General features: G+C 64.6%; 14 protein-coding genes. 9 read left to right on the top strand and 5 right to left on the bottom strand.

Annotated features, from left to right (window positions below):
- The first annotated feature begins 141 nt into the window (after positions 1-141).
- A complete protein-coding gene (locus K8I04_07410; GenBank protein ID MBZ0071539.1) occupies positions 142-558 on the top strand; it encodes a CBS domain-containing protein in 417 nt (138 codons plus the stop codon).
- Between the two features lie 140 nt (positions 559-698).
- Here K8I04_07410 and K8I04_07405 read toward each other — a convergent pair whose 3' ends face one another.
- From K8I04_07405 to K8I04_07395, 3 genes are all read right to left on the bottom strand, one after another.
- Positions 699-1,685: a diaminopimelate dehydrogenase gene (locus K8I04_07405; GenBank protein ID MBZ0071538.1), complete on the bottom strand. Its 987-nt coding sequence runs from the start codon at positions 1,683-1,685 to the stop codon at positions 699-701.
- A gap of 145 nt (positions 1,686-1,830) precedes the next feature.
- Positions 1,831-4,599, bottom strand: a complete 2,769-nt coding sequence (mgtA, locus tag K8I04_07400; GenBank protein ID MBZ0071537.1) for a magnesium-translocating P-type ATPase — start codon at positions 4,597-4,599, stop codon at positions 1,831-1,833.
- A 25-nt stretch (positions 4,600-4,624) separates the two neighbouring features.
- Positions 4,625-4,765, bottom strand: a complete 141-nt coding sequence (locus K8I04_07395) for a hypothetical protein (protein MBZ0071536.1) — start codon at positions 4,763-4,765, stop codon at positions 4,625-4,627.
- A 250-nt stretch (positions 4,766-5,015) separates the two neighbouring features.
- On the opposite strand from K8I04_07395, the gene K8I04_07390 reads away from it, so the two are divergent.
- Positions 5,016-5,408, top strand: coding sequence for an HIT family protein (locus K8I04_07390; protein ID MBZ0071535.1), 393 nt, complete (start codon positions 5,016-5,018; stop codon positions 5,406-5,408).
- Positions 5,409-5,436: 28 nt separating this feature from the next.
- Here K8I04_07390 and K8I04_07385 read toward each other — a convergent pair whose 3' ends face one another.
- Positions 5,437-5,697 carry a hypothetical protein gene (locus K8I04_07385; protein ID MBZ0071534.1) on the bottom strand — a complete coding sequence of 87 codons (261 nt, stop codon included), beginning with the start codon at positions 5,695-5,697 and terminating at the stop codon, positions 5,437-5,439.
- A 615-nt stretch (positions 5,698-6,312) separates the two neighbouring features.
- Between K8I04_07385 and K8I04_07380 the strand changes: the two genes are divergently transcribed.
- The 7 genes from K8I04_07380 (at position 6,313) to K8I04_07350 (ending at position 14,247) form a co-directional block, all read left to right on the top strand.
- On the top strand, positions 6,313-6,807 hold the full coding sequence (locus tag K8I04_07380; GenBank protein MBZ0071533.1) for a fibronectin type III domain-containing protein: 495 nt from the start codon (positions 6,313-6,315) through the stop codon (positions 6,805-6,807).
- Positions 6,804-8,042 carry a Zn-dependent hydrolase gene (locus K8I04_07375; GenBank protein ID MBZ0071532.1) on the top strand — a complete coding sequence of 413 codons (1,239 nt, stop codon included), beginning with the start codon at positions 6,804-6,806 and terminating at the stop codon, positions 8,040-8,042. The genes K8I04_07380 and K8I04_07375 overlap by 4 nt, the downstream gene beginning before the upstream one ends.
- Before the next feature lie 13 nt (positions 8,043-8,055).
- Positions 8,056-8,805, top strand: coding sequence for a cysteine hydrolase (locus tag K8I04_07370; GenBank protein ID MBZ0071531.1), 750 nt, complete (start codon positions 8,056-8,058; stop codon positions 8,803-8,805).
- Between the two features lie 74 nt (positions 8,806-8,879).
- Positions 8,880-10,238 (top strand): sodium:solute symporter family protein, encoded by a 1,359-nt coding sequence (locus K8I04_07365; GenBank protein ID MBZ0071530.1) that lies wholly within the window; start codon positions 8,880-8,882, stop codon positions 10,236-10,238.
- Positions 10,239-10,350: 112 nt separating this feature from the next.
- Positions 10,351-11,427, top strand: a complete 1,077-nt coding sequence (locus K8I04_07360; protein ID MBZ0071529.1) for an aspartate carbamoyltransferase — start codon at positions 10,351-10,353, stop codon at positions 11,425-11,427.
- A 193-nt stretch (positions 11,428-11,620) separates the two neighbouring features.
- Positions 11,621-13,633 carry an asparagine synthase (glutamine-hydrolyzing) gene (gene asnB, locus K8I04_07355; GenBank protein ID MBZ0071528.1) on the top strand — a complete coding sequence of 671 codons (2,013 nt, stop codon included), beginning with the start codon at positions 11,621-11,623 and terminating at the stop codon, positions 13,631-13,633.
- A gap of 236 nt (positions 13,634-13,869) precedes the next feature.
- Positions 13,870-14,247 (top strand): hypothetical protein, encoded by a 378-nt coding sequence (locus K8I04_07350; protein ID MBZ0071527.1) that lies wholly within the window; start codon positions 13,870-13,872, stop codon positions 14,245-14,247.
- A gap of 9 nt (positions 14,248-14,256) precedes the next feature.
- On the opposite strand, the gene K8I04_07345 is transcribed toward K8I04_07350, so the two are convergent.
- The coding region (locus K8I04_07345) for a sensor domain-containing diguanylate cyclase (GenBank protein ID MBZ0071526.1) at positions 14,257-15,185 on the bottom strand (929 nt) is incomplete at its 5' end.

Genomic DNA, 15,185 nt, shown 5'->3' with positions numbered 1-15,185 from the left:
ACGTGAATACAACGAGGAACGACCGAAGAAGACCTTAGGTGGGCTGACACCTACCGCCTACGCGAAGCAGTTAGCAGCGAAATCGACTACAGTGGCAACCGGACTCTAAATGTAAGTGCTACTCAAGATGGGGTGACGTCGATGCAATTGAATCTGCCGGTGGAGGAGTTCACCACCCCCAATCCCGTCACGGCCAATGAAGATATGCCGATCGACGAGCTGCAGCGGTTGATGGCGGAGCAGGGTATTCGCCACCTGCCGATCGTCCGCGGTGGCGCGGTGGTGGGGCTGATCAGCGACCGGGATGTGCGCGTCGCCCTGGGGCTGAGTGCCGAGCACAAGACTCAGGTGCGGGCCGCCGACATCATGGCGACCGATCCGCTGACCGTGAACGCCGCGGCGCACCTGGACGAGGTGGCGTACACCATGTCCGAAAACAAGATCGGCAGTGTGATCGTCAACGACGACAGGGGCGGGCTTCTGGGGATTTTCACCGTGACCGATGCCTTGAATGCGCTGATTGAAATCGTCCGTTCCGGCCAGGGCGACAAAGCGTGACGGCTGGTCGTGGGACGGTGGTCAGGGGGGCAGTGCAGACAGCGGCCTGATGCCGCTGGCGACACGCAGGCTGGAGGGGTCGTGCGCCTCAGCCAGACGCACTTGGCGCGTCAGGGGCCGGGGCGTACCGCATTCCCGGGTTACAACAACTCCCGGCGCAGTTCCGCCGCACTCTTCGGTGACAGCAGGCCCGGCGGGATATCGAATACAGTTTTGGCACCGACGTCGCCTTGCTGGTTGAGCCGGAAGGCGGCGCGCGCGTAGGCGACCAGCACGCTGGCGGTGAATTCGGGGTTGCTGTCGAGCTGCAGGGAAAACTCCATCATCTGGCGCGTACCTTTACCGGTGGTGCCGCCGCGGATGACGCAACCACCATGCGGCATCGCGGCGTGGTCCCGCTGCAATTCCTCGGCGCTGATGAAGTTCACCGTGGTGTCGTAATCGGCGAAATAATCGGGCATGGTGACGATCGCGCGTTCGACCGTGGCGGCGTCCGCCCCCGCTTCGAGCACAACATGGCAGCTGCGGGTGTGCTTTTCGCGGGTCGTCAGCGCCGGGCGCGAACCGCTGCGGACGCGTTCCATGGCCTCGGGCGAAGGGATGGTGTATTGCACTGCACCCTGGACGCCCGGTACCCGGCGCAGTGCGTCGGAGTGGCCCTGGCTGAGCCCCGGGCCCCAGAAGCTGTAGTTTGCCCCGTCCGGCAGTACCGCCTCACCGTACAGGCGGTTGATCGAGAACAGGCCCGGATCCCAGCCGACCGAAATCAGCGCGATATGACCGCCCTGCTGCGCCGCACGGTCCATGGCGGCGAAATAATCAGGAATCCTGGCGTGCGTATCGAAGCTGTCCACTGTGTTGAACAGGGCGGACAGTTCGGGGCCCTGTTCGGGCAGGTCGTTCTTCGATCCGCCGCACAGGATGAGTACATCGATGGTCTCGGTGAACGTCGCGACGGAATTGATTCTATACACCGGTGTGCCGTCGCTGAGCAGCCTCAGTTCGGCAGGGTTCCTGCGCGTGAATACGCCGACGAGTTCCATGTCGGTATGTTGCGCAAGGGCCGCTTCGACGCCCCTGCCGAGATTGCCGTAGCCGGCGATGCCGATTCTGATCTTATCGCTCATGTGGAAATCTGTCGGGTAGTGAAATGGGTTGCCGTGGCGCGAACGCCGGGGCCGTCTCCCGGACGGGGCCGCCGGCTACTACAAAGTCTGGCATTATCTTTCATTATGCGGGCGGTGTCGCGGTTTTTCGTAACCCCGATGGCCGTTACTGCCAGCCATAACGGCGTGTATAGAAGCCCTTCATCGCCTGCGTCAGGCCCATATAGGCCAGCAGGATCAGCGGCAGGAACACGAAATACAGGGACGGCAGGGCCTGCAGCTTGAAGTAGTCTGCCAGGGGTCCCATCGGCAGGAAGAGGCCGACTGCCATGATGACGCCGGTCATTATGGTCAACGATACCGAGGCGCGACTCTGCAGGAACGGGATCTTGGGCGTGCGGATCATGTGCACGATCAGCGTTTGTGTCAGCAGGCCGACCACGAACCAGCCCGACTGGAACAGCGTCTGTTCTGCCATCGTATTGGCACTGAACACAAACCACATCATGAGAAATGTCGTGATGTCGAATACCGAGCTGATGGGTCCGAAGAACAGCATGAAGCGGCCCACATCGCCCGGCCGCCAACGCTGCGGTGTTTTCAACAGTTCGTCGTCCACGCGATCGAAGGGGATGGCGATCTGCGAGATGTCGTAAAGCAGATTCTGGGTCAACAGCTGCAACGGTAACATGGGCAGGAATGGGAGGAAGGCGGAGGCCACCAGCACCGAGAAGACGTTACCGAAGTTCGAGCTGGCGGTCATCTTGATGTACTTGAGGATGTTGGCGAACGTTCGCCGGCCCTCCAGCACGCCTTCCTCGAGGATCATCAGGCTCTTTTCCAGCAGAATGATATCGGCGGCCTCCTTGGCGATATCCACCGCCGTATCCACGGAGATGCCGATGTCGGCCGCGCGCAAGGCCGGTGCGTCATTGATGCCATCGCCGAGGAAGCCGACCACGTGGCCGTTGCCCTTCAGGAGCCGTACGATGCGCTCCTTGTGGTCGGGTGTGAGTCTGGCGAACACATTGTGTGCTTCCACTGCCTGGGCCAGTTCGGTATCGCTCATGCCCTCGACGTCATTGCCCAGCAGGATGCCGTGCTGCTCCAACCCCACTTCACGACAGATCTTGGCCGTCACCAGTTCGTTGTCGCCGGTCAGTACCTTCACTGCCACACCATGCCCGGCCAGGGCCTGTAGTGCGGGGGCAGTCGATTCCTTGGGTGGATCGAGGAACGCGACGTAGCCGATCAGCGTCAGGTCACGCTCGTCGGCCTGGCTGTAGTCCTCCTTCCGGGGTGGTAACTCCTTGGCGGCGACCGCAACGACCCGCAGGCCTTCTTCATTCAGGTCGGCGGTGACGGTACGGATGCGTTCCAGCAATTCTGCACTCAGCGGCTCGATCGACTCGCCGTGGTAGACCCGGGTGCAGACTGCCAGAATCTCCTCGACCGCACCTTTGCAGATCAGTTCGTGGTGGCTCTCGCGCTCGCTCACCACCACCGACATGCGGCGGCGGTTGAAATCGAAGGGGATTTCGTCGACCTTGCGGTAGTTGCGCGCGGGGTTGAGTTTCTGGTGCACATCCACATGTTCCAGCACGGCCACATCCAGGAGGTTCTTCAGGCCGGTCTGGTAATAGCTGTTGAGGTAGGCCATCTCCAGGACCGCGTCCGACTCCTGGCCCCAGATATCCGTATGACGCGACAGGAAGATCTTGTCCTGCGTCAGCGTACCGGTCTTGTCGGTGCACAACACATCCATCGCACCGAAATTCTGGATGGCATCGAGTCGCTTGACGATGACCTTCTGGCGCGAGAGGACCACCGCACCCTTGGCCAGGGTCGAGGTCACGATCATCGGCAACATCTCGGGCGTCAGGCCGACCGCGACGGACAGTGCGAATAATAACGCCTCCATCCAGTCGCCCTTGGTGAAGCCGTTGATGAAGAGTACCAACGGCACCATCACCAGCATGAAGCGGATCAACAGCCAGCTCACGTTGTTGATACCGTACTGGAATGCAGTCGGGGCACGGTCCGTGGTGGTGACCCGGGTGGCCAGCGAGCCGAAATAGGTCTGATTGCCCGTAGTGACGACTACTGCCGTGGCCGACCCGGATACCACGTTGGTACCCATGAACAGGAGGTTGTCGAGTTCGAGCGCACTGATGGCCCGGATATCGCGCAGTGTGGTGAACTTCTCCACCGGCATCGACTCACCCGTCATCGCGGCTTGCGCGACGAACAGGTCCTTGGCGGTGAGCAGGCGACAGTCAGCGGGAATCATGTCGCCCGCCGACAGGATGATGATGTCGCCCGGCACCAGCAATTCGATGGGCACTTCAACGCGTGAGACAGCCAGGGGTGGTGGCGGGGCGGCGGGATCCTGTGGCGGCGTATCTTCGGTTACGTCTTCGGGAACGTCACGCCGCACGACGGTTGCGGTGTTGCTGACCATGGCCTTGAGCGCATCAGCCGCCCGGTTCGACCTGGCCTCTTGCCAGAAGTGCAGCAAGGTCGAAAGCACCACCATCAGGGAGATCACGGTGGTGGCCTGCAGGTCATCCGTCACGTAGGAAATGACGGCCAGCACCGTCAATAGCAGGTTGAACGGGTTCCGGTAGCATTGCCATAGGTGCAACCACCACGGCAATGGTTTTTCGTGCTCGATCTCGTTCAGCCCGACCCGCTCGCGAATCGCGTCGGCCTGGCGTTCGCTCAACCCGTCAGGATGAGTACCCAGCGTCTCGAGCAGGGTGTCCGTATCGTGCCTGGCGGTGGCGATCAGCGTTTGGGCCAGTCTGGCGGGGACTTCGCGACTGACGCCGGTCTGAGTCAGCGTGTCCAGCATGGCCCGCCGCTGAAAGTGCCGCAGGATATGGCGGGTACGCAGGAAGCCTGCGAAAAACTTTCTCAACGGGCTGGAATCCACTATTTTCTCCGCCGCTTCCGCCGTATCACTCCAGCATCTCCAGTGTCTCCATGCCCGGACAGCATGCAAGCCGCTGTAAAGCGGCAGCCGTCTGGCATGGTTGGCTGGGGAAGTCCTGATCGATGCGTATCGCCGGGCCCGATCCGCTGACCATCTTTATGATCATACTGGATTTCGAAATGCACCGGGAAGGCGGTCCGGGGCCGATCGGAGGGTTCCATGCGGTGTCGATGACGCTAGAATAGGCGCGTGTCCAGCGCCTGCGTCAGGTGGTCGGGAGTACGCCCCCCACCAACGGCACCCGCCAGCAGCGGGGTTCGCTCCGCGCGGGGGTGCACGTAAGCCCACGTTCGGGAGGAGTCCCGCGCGCAGCCGCTGGCCACGCTGTCGTGAACTCACTACCAGAAAGGATCACTATGTCAGCCGCCGACCCCGACTGCCGGTTCTGCAACCGCTCGAGCGCCATTCTCCAAAACGAACACGCCTTCGTCCAATTCGACAGTTATCCAGTGAATCCAGGCCATTGCCTGATCATCCCCTTCCGGCATTTTGCCAGTTTCTTCGATGCGACGGCGGAGGAGTGCGCGGCCATCTTTTCTCTCATCGACGCGACCCGGGCGCTGGTGGATTCGCAGTTTCAGCCGGGTGGCTACAACATCGGGGTGAATGTGGGGCCGATCGCCGGGCAGAGCATCATGCATCTGCACGTGCACCTGATCCCGCGCTATGCGGGTGATGTGGAGAATCCGCAGGGCGGCGTGCGCGGTGTGATTCCCAGCCGGCAGAAGTATACGCGGACCGGCGGCTGAGTTGCGCCGCTGATCACCGTGATCCACCTCAGTTCTTGCGGTGTGGGCGTGCCCAGACGGAATGGCCCAGGGCGATCGCGCGGGTGTTCAGCGCGTCGGTGAACTCCTGGGCGTAGCGGCGCACCTGCTGCAACGAGCCGCAGCGGTTGCCGACGATCTCGGCATTCTTGCGCGTGACGACGTAGCGGTACCAGCTGCCGCCGTTCACGCCGGCGGGCGGCTCGGCCTTTTCGACACGGATGAGTTTGTATTCGGGGGGGGTGTGGGTCACGGGTTCGATGGAAGGCATGGGCTCGGTTCCTTTCGATGGCGGGTGAAGACCGCGCTCCTGCAGCTGCAAGGCGTCGTATCGCGGCTCCGATCCGGCAGTGAGGGAGGGCACGCTCTCCTGCCGGGCGCCGCACAGGGAAGGCATGGGGTCCTGTGCGTGAGCCGGGTGGACCGTTGAATGGCCAGGGTGCCAGGGTGAGTTGCTGCGGCTGTACCGGCTGTCAACGCCTTTGATCCTACTGCAAGCGGTCGGGGGTAACAACGCGATGCCCCGGCCCGGCCCGCCAGGCGGGGGTGAAATAACCCCAAAAACCGCGTCTGCCAGGGAAATATGTGGACCAGGCCGCCCACTTCATGGGGGCGCTGTTGTCATCCGGACGGTGGCGACCGATGCCTCGGGAACATCCCTTTCCGTGTCTTCTCCATCTACTTCCGTGCGCTCCCGTGGCTGAAATGATCTTCCAGAATTACAGCGCAAATTAGTTTTGTGCAATAATACCCCATCAATTCGCTCCGATCGGGCGCGCCACAAACGCCTGAAATAAGTTTAATATGTTGATAACAAACAAGTTATTTTTCCGTCAGGCACAAGCCAAGGGACGCGCGCGTGGTTGTTCGACGTGACGGCCTCGGTCTGGCCGCCCTGCTGCTGACCTTCGGTCTTGCCCACGCCGGCGAGTCCTCTCTCCCTGCAAACCCGTTTCTGCACGCGGACACCGAGGTGGCCACGGCCGGCTACTACGGCCTGTCCTGGGGGCTGCCCGTAGATCTGACTGGAGAGTCGGCCGGTGCAGCGTCCGACGCCCCGCGCTTCGAACTCCAGGAGGCCGCCGGCCCGGCATTCGACACGCCGCGCACCTTGTATGCTGGTCCGGACCTGGCCACGGCGCTGAGTGGTCGGCCCGATGGTATCTATTACTATCGCGTACGGGCCGACGGTGGTCCATGGAGCCCGCCGGTCGCCGTTACGGTGGCGCATCACACCCTGACGCGCGCCTGGCTGTTCTTCGCCCTGGGCGCGACGGTGTTCGCCGCCACCGCTGTGCTGATTCTGCGCGGCGGTCAGGGGCGGCCAAAAGGGTACCAGGGGGAGTCCCGGGGGGAGCACCGGGGAGGGCGTCGGTCATGAGTCCCATGCTGCGGGTGAACTTCCCGCGTCTGCAGGCGGATGTGGAGGCCCTGGCCGCCATCGGCCGGCGCGCAGACCATGGCCTGTACCGCATGGCCTTCACCGACGGCGACCTGCAGGCGCGCGCCTGGCTGATCGAGCGCATCCACGCGGCCGGGTTGGAACTCTACGTCGACGGCGCCGCCAACATCCATGCGCGCCTGGACTGGGACGGCGTGCGCCCCAGCGTCATGACCGGTTCACACCTCGACACGGTGCCGGGCGCGGGCCATCTCGATGGCGCACTGGGCGTACTGGTCGGGCTGGAGTGCCTGCGCACGCTCAAGGAGGCGGGCGTGGCACTGAGTCATCCGCTCGAGGCCGTCGCGTTCACCGACGAGGAGGGGCGCTTCGGCGGCATGTTCGGTTCACAGGCGTTGTGCGGCCGGCTCACGCCCGAGCACATCCACACCGCGCGCGACCTCGACGGTATCGGCATTGTCGAGGCCATGGCCGCACGCGGCCTGAACGCCATGGACGCCCTGCGCGCCCAGCGCCGCCCCGAATCCCTGCACGCCTTCCTGGAACTGCACATCGAACAGGGCCCGGTACTCGATCGCGCCGGGGTGAAGATCGGTGTGGTCGAGGGCATCGTCGGGCTGTTCAAGTGGAACGTGCGCCTGCTCGGTGCCGCCAACCATGCCGGCACCACGCCCATGGATCTGCGCCGTGACGCCTTTCAGGGGCTGGCGGAGTTCGCCGGTGAGATCCCGCGCATTCTCGAGGAGGACGGCGGCACCCGCAGCGTCGCCACCATCGGCCGGGTGGAACTCATCCCTGGTGCGGCCAACGTGGTGCCGGGGCGCGCCGAGTTCTCGCTGGAGGCGCGCGACACCGATCCGGCCGTGCTGGAGCGCCTGGGATTGGCGTTCCGCCGCGCGCTGTCGGCCATCGCGCGGCGGCGCGATCTGATGTTCGAGTTCGACGTGCTGAGCGCACTCGAGCCGGTCAAATGCGATCCGCTGGTGATGCACGCCATTACCACGGCGGCACGCGCGCTCGATGCCAGCCAACTGAACCTGCCCAGCGGCGCGGCGCACGACACCCAGATGCTCGCCGGGCTCACGCGTGCCGGCATGATCTTCGTGCCCAGCCGCGAAGGACGCAGCCACTCGCCGGCGGAATGGACCGCCTGGGAGGACATCGAGACCGGTGCCAATGTCGCGCTCAACACACTCTACGCACTGGCCCGCTGACAAGGGGAACGCCATGAGCCACGATGACACCCTCGACCCGCTCGATCCGGGGCAGGACTATATCGACGTCGATCCGCTCCGGGACACCTATCTCGAGTCCATCGTCGAACCACCCGAGGTCATCTCCTCGCTGGAGGAGCATCACACCGCGCTGCTGTGCATCGACCTGCAGTATCTGGATGCGGCGCGCGGGATCGGTGTGTTCGCCGACGCGGAGAAATCCGGCGTGCCGCCGGAGGCCACCGAGTACTATTTCGAACAGTTGGAGACGACGGTGCTGCCCAACGTGCGGCGCCTGCAGGATGCCTTCCGCGCCAAGGGCCTCGAGGTCATCCACGTCCGTATCCGGTCGCTGACGCAGGACGGCCGTGACCGGGGCCCCGGTCACAAGCGCCTGGGGCTGCACGCCGCGCCCGGCAGCCGCGAGGCGGAATTCATGCCGGCGGTCGCACCGCAGGGTGACGAGATCGTCATCAACAAGACCGCGAGCGGCGTGTTCAACGCCACCAACCTGGAATACGTGCTGCGCAACCTGGGGATCACCGGGCTGTTCGTGGTCGGTGTCTACACCAACGAATGCGTGTCCACGGCGATCCGCGATGCCTGCGACCTCGGTTTCTACGTGACCTTGATCGAGGATGCCTGCACCACCGTGACGCCCGAGCTGCAGCAGGCGACGCTTACCACCCTGAAGGACCGCTATGCGCGGGTGCTCACCACGGGCGAGGCGATCCGCGAGGTCACGCGGGTAGTGGCCGTGTGAACGACGTCCGCAGCGCCATCCTGGATCCGGCCATCGGCTGGGGCATCCTGGCGGCATTCAGCCTGCTGTGGGTCATGCTCGGCTGGTATCTCGGTCGGCGTGCGCGCGAGCTCGAGGACTACATGCTCGCCGGTCGTCGCGTCGGTCTGGCGCTGGGCACGGCGACGGCCATGGCCACCTGGGTGACCAGCAACACCACCATGGCCGCGCCGCAGCTCGCCTATCAGATGGGTATCTGGGGCATGCTGGGCTACTCGCTGGGCTCGGTCGGTCTGTTGCTGTTCGCACCGCTCGCCCGGCGCATCCGTGAGCTCATGCCGAATGGCTTCACCAGCGGCGACTTCGTCCGCCTGCGCTACGGCCGCACCGCCTGGCGCACCTTTCTGGCGATCTCGCTGTTCTACGGGATGGGCTGGCTGATCAGCCTGGGGATGGCCGGCGGCATCCTGATCCATGCGCTGACCGGCATCGACTACCGTGTCGGCATGACGGTGATCCTGGCGGTGTGCGTGCTCTACACGTTACTCGGCGGCCTGCGCGCGGTCATCGGCACGGACTTCATTCAAACCCTGCTGATCCTGGTCGGCATCGTGGTGCTGGCCTGGCTGACGATCGAGCGGGTCGGCTTCGATGCCATGCACGCAAGCGTGCTGGCGGAGCGGCCGGAGCTGCTGAATCTGCTGATGCCGGCGGCCATCATGTTCCTGTTCAACAATCTGTTGTTCGGGATCGGCGAGATCTTCCATTCCAACGTCTGGTGGAGTCGCGCCTTCGCCTTCGATGAGGGGGTGGGCTTCAAGGCGTATCTGACGGCCGGCATCTTCTGGATGCCGATCCCGGTGGTGGCGGGCTTCATCGCGCTGGCGGCGCCGGCGCTGGCGCTGAACGTGCCCGCACCCGACATGGTCGGGCCGATGGTGGCCGCGGAGCTGCTCGGCGTCGGCGGTGCGGTACTGGTGTTCATCGTGGTGTTCTCGGCGTTGGCCTCGAGCCTCGACTCGCTGCTGGCGGCAACCGGGGATCTGGTGCTACGGGACATCTACCGCGGCCATCTGCGCCCGCAGGCGAGCCACGCGGAACTGCGCCGTGCGGCGCGCTGGGTGATCCTCGGTCTGGGTGTGACGGCCTGGCTGCTGTGCCTGCCGCGCCTGACCAGCCTGGCGGCGCTGCTGCATTTCACCGGTGCATTCGTCGCCAGCACCATCTGGCCGATCGCCGCCGGGCTGTACTGGCGACACACCAATCCCGGCGGCGCCACGACCGCGATGATAGCGGGCACGGCCTGCGGTCTGGCCGCCTATTTTCTGATCGGCTTCTATGTCGCCGCGCTGGTGTCGGCGGCGGTATCCATGGGCGTGGTGCTGCTCTCGACCTGGCTGGTGCCGCGCGCGTTCGACTGGGCACATCTCGATGAGACGGGGCAGGGCGCATGACGGTCTCGGTGAGTTTTCTGCAAGTGATGGTCGGCGTGGCGCTGGCGGTCACACTGCTGGCACCGCTGGTGCTGGTGATTCTATGGTTGCGCGACTGGCGCATGGGGAGATTATGGTGAACGAACTGCATCCCGCCCTGAAGGATCCGGTTCAGCCGCGGCACTGGGCCATCGGCATCGAACGGCCGCAGGCGCTGCTCGAACGCATCGTGGAGGATCCCCGGCCGCTGGTCGATCTGGCCAACCGGCCAATCGTGTCGGCGCGCCAGTTCGATCGCGCCCGACTGGCACAGCTGTGCCGCATGGCCGCCTGGTACGAGACCACGCCGTCCATCCATCAACCGCCGCTGGCCGGCAAACTGCTGATCAGTGCCTTCTACGAGCCGAGCACGCGCACGCGGCTGTCCTTCGAGAGCGCCTGGCACCGGCTCGGTGGCGATATCATGTCGATCACCGATCCCGCCACCACCGGCATCGCCAAGGGCGAGTCGCTCGCCGATGTCGCCGAGATGTTCAACAACTACGGCGATCTGGTGGTGCTGCGCGACGCCCGCGAGACCGCCGTCTACGAGATGCTCGAGGTGCTGCGCATCCCCATCATCAATGCCGGCAACGGCATCGATGAGCATCCCACCCAGGCACTTGCCGATCTCTACGCGATCTTCAAATGGCGGCCGGAACTGATGGGTGACACGGTACCGGCGAACCTGCGCGCGCGCATCGGCATCATCGGCATGCCTTCGCGTATGCGCACGGTGCGCAGCCTGTTGCTGCTGCTGTCGCTGTATGCATCCGGCATCGAGGAGGTCGTGATCATCTGCGCCGGCGAGACACCCTTCGATCCGGGGCAGCGTGAGGAACTGGAAAGTGCGGGCCTGCGGCTGCGCGTCGCGAACGGCCTGAACGCCGAGTTGCCGCAGCTCGACGTGGTCTACATCAACTCCATCGCCTGGGTGGGCGAGAGTTTTGAGCGCATCGGCGAGGACCTGCGCCTGTCGGCGCGGTCGCCGCTGAAAGACGGCGCCATCATCCTCCACCCCCTGGCGCGTGGCGACGAACTGTCCACCGACCTCGATGACACTGCGCACAACTGGTATTTCGCCCAGGCGCGCGGCGCCGTCTTCATCCGTATGGCGCTCCTCACCACCCTGGTGCAGCGCATCCACCAGGTCATGGACGCGCCGACGTGAGAGGCGAACCGGATAGCCACGAAAATCCGATCTGCTCAAAAAAGCCAATGTTGGCCACGGAAGCACACGGAAATACACGGACTGCAAAACCCGCTTCATCCCCTGCCTTCTGTGTAATTCGGTGTGCTTCCGTGGCCATGATGGGATTGTCGTTTGCCCGTGGTGCATTTGAATACAACCAGAGGTAAGACTTATGTGTGGCATAGCAGGTTACATGCACGCCGATCCGGCACGGCCGGTCGACCCGCAGACCCTGGTCGCGATGGCGGCCATCCAGCACCATCGTGGGCCGGACGGGTTCGGCTGGCAGGCGGTGGATGGGCGCGGTGTGGGTTTCAGTCATGCGCGGTTGTCGATCATCGACCTGGACGAGGACCGCGCACGGCAGCCGTTTCGCTCGGCCGACGGTGAACTGCTGCTCGCCCAGAACGGCGAGCTGTACGATTACAAGCGCCTGCGCGCGGATCTGGCATCGCGCGGTGCACGCTTTCGCACCAAGAGTGATTCGGAACTGGTGCTGCATCTCTACCCGCGTCTGGGTCTGGAGGGCATGCTGCCGCAGTTGCGTGGCGAATTCGCCTTCGCGCTCTATGACCGCCGCCACGACCGTCTGATGCTGGTGCGTGACCGCTTCGGCATCAAGCCGCTGTATTGGACGGAGGTGAACGGCATGTTCGTGTTCGGCTCCGAGCTCAAGGTGCTGTTCGCGCACCCGGAGGTGCCGCGGGCGTTCTCCTCGCAAGGCCTGTATCACCAGCTGATGCAGACCATCGTGCCGGGCAGCACGGCCTTCGCCGGCATCCAGCAGGTGCAACCCGGTCACGTCGTCGTCATCGAGCGCGCCCACGGCCGCTTCCGCATCCGCGAACAGAAATACTGGGATATGGATTTTCCCCGGGCGAGTGAACGTGAGGGCGGTCGTGACGAGTCGTTCTACATCGAAGGCGTGCGCGAGCAGCTGGTGCAGGCCGTGCAGTTGCGCCTGGAGGCCGATGTCCCGGTGGCCTGCTATCTGTCGGGTGGCATCGATTCCTGTTCCATCCTGGGGCTGTCGTCGGCCACCCAGCAGTCGCCGGTGAAGGCCTTCACCATCGGCTTCGACGACAAGGATTACGACGAGACACCGATTGCGCGTGAGATGGCGCAGGCGGTCGGCGCCGACCAGGACATCATGCGTCTGCAGGCCGACCACCTCTATGACAATTTCGTCGAGACCCTGTGGCACACCGAGCGCACCATCTACAACACCCTGGGTGTGGCCAAGCTGCTCATGAGCCGGCATGTGAAGAATGCGGGTTACAAGGTGGTGGTGACCGGGGAGGGCTCGGACGAGCTGTTCGGTGGCTACCCCGCCTTTCGTCGTGACCTGTTCCTGCACGGCCTGGACGACCTGCCGCAGAGCGAGCGACGGGTCTGGGAGCAGATGCTGGCCGAGAGCAACAAGCTGTTCACCGGCGCGATGCTGGCCGCCGATGCGGTGCACGATGCGGCCCTGGATGCACGTGTCGGTTTCACGCCGAGCTGTCTGCAACCCTGGCTGGCCGCAGCAGCGCAGGTGCCGGCGCTGCTCGCGCCCGAGCGCCGTGCCGAGCTGGCGGGCTACCAGCCGGGTGCCGCCATCGCCGAGGCCCTGGACGCGAGCATGCTCGCAGGCCGCCACGCACTCGACAAGGCGCAGTATGTCTGGATCAAGACCATGCTGGAGGGGCAGATCCTCACCTGGGGCGGCGATCGCGTCGACATGGCCAACTCCATGGAGGCGCGCCCGCCATTCCTCGATCACCACCTGGCGGAGTTCGCTGCACAGCTGCCACCGTCGCTGCGCATCAAGGGCCGTACCGAGAAGTACGTGCTGCGCGAGGCGATGCGCGGCCTGCTGCCACAGGTGCTCTATGAGCGCGAGAAATTCGCCTTCATGGCACCGCCCGCGCACACCTCACCCGACAAGTGGGCAGCCATGAAGGGGCTGGCGGAGCGTTATCTGTCGGACGGGGCGATCGCCGCGGCCGGCCTGCTGGACCGGGAGGGCGTGCGCGCCCTGTTCGCTCTGCACGAACAGCCCGCCGCCGTCGCCGCGACCCAGGTGCGGCTGGACGCCATCATCAACCACCTGCTGGGCGTGCAGATCCTGCACGAACACTTCATCGCCACGGACGTCCCCGCGCAGGCGCGCGCGCGCGCCGCGGAACTCGGCTGGGCGGCATGAAAAACATGGGAAGCACGGCCAAGATCCGAATGGCGCTTGCTTGAATGATTATTTTTGGCCACGGAAGCACACGGAAGTACACGGAAAAAGGCTCATTGTATAAAGCCCGGAAACCGGGCCATGGGTGATGATCCAGGGTCTACTCCGTGAATTCTTTCCGTGTGCTTCCGTGTGTTTCCGTGGCCATGGTGTACCAGCGGCTGCGGCGCGTGCCGCAGATCGGTTAGAATCCGTCGATGGAATTCTTCGCCACCGCCGCTGTCCGCGCCACTGCCGCCGAGCTGCAGGCGCGGCTGAGCATCGCCGCACTGCCGCGCTGGTGCGCCTCGATCAGCGAGGTGGTCAGCGAGACCGACGCGAGCGGCGAGATGTATTGCCTGTGGGGGCAGTTCCGGGTGCACCGCGAGGCAATCCGTGACGGTGTGCGTTTCACGTTACCGGATTGTCCGAACGCGCTGCAGTGGACGGTCACTACCGGTCAGCCACCGGCGCCCGACAAGGTCATCATCCACCTGACCATCAATCGCACCGAGCACGATCCGGACTTCGTGGAGGCTAACCAGGAGTTCACGCTCGATTGGAAGGCCGGGCTGGAGTCGCACTGGCCGCGCTGACAGCTGGGTTCACAGCAGGCGGGATTCGATGTCGGCGTGGGCGCGGCCCTGGTCGCGGCCCTCGGCCTTGCTGACGTAGAGGGCCTGATCGGCCTGGCGGAGCAGGACCTCCAGCGTATCGGTACGGTCCGGGGGCTCCTCGCCGTTCAGCGCGGTCAGGCCGATGGAGGCCGTGACGCACAGCGTCTGGTCACCGGCATTGAAGGCCAGGTTGCGCAGCGAGTGCAGCACGCGGTCGGCGAGGCGGCGGGCACCGTCCAGCTCGGTGTTGGGCAGGGCGAGCACGAATTCCTCGCCGCCGAAGCGGGCGATGATGTCGCCCTCGCGTGTCTGCCCCTTGAGCAGGGCCGCGGTCACCTGCAACACCTTGTCGCCCATGCTGTGGCCGTACTGGTCGTTGATCCGCTTGAAGCGGTCCAGGTCGACCATCATGATGGAGAAGGGATGCCGGTGGCGCACCGCTGTGGACAGCGCCGCCTGCGCCTCGGGGAAGAAGAAGCGGCGGTTGTGGATGCCGGTCAGTTCATCGACGATCGACAGGTGCTGATAGCGGCGCTTGAGCTCCTCGGCCTCAGCCAACGCGCCTTCCAGCTCCTGAGTGCGGTTGTGGATCTCGCGCTCCATCTGATGGTAGTAGCGCCAGTTGGAGATGATCTGGCCGAGAAAGCTCGCAAACACCCGCAGCAGGTGTTCGTGGGAGTCGTTGAAGGCATGGGGCTGAGAGTGTGAGGCGTTGACCACACCCAGGACGCGGTCGGCGAACAGGACCGGGACGCTGAGCAGTGAGCCGGGGTTGGGGCGCGGTGTGAGCTCGACGAATTGCGGCTCGCGGCGACAGTCGCGGCAGTGCTGCACCTGCCCGGTCGCGGCGGCCTTGCCGATGATGCCCTCGCCCAGGCGAAACCGTGCCGGCCGCAGCGGGTCGCTCGGGCCATTGT

The organism is Gammaproteobacteria bacterium, from assembly GCA_019911805.1.
GTDB lineage: Bacteria > Pseudomonadota > Gammaproteobacteria > Thiohalobacterales > Thiohalobacteraceae > JAHJQQ01.
The sequence above is the reverse complement of the archived record's forward strand: the minus strand, read 5'-3'. Positions and strand labels throughout refer to the sequence as shown.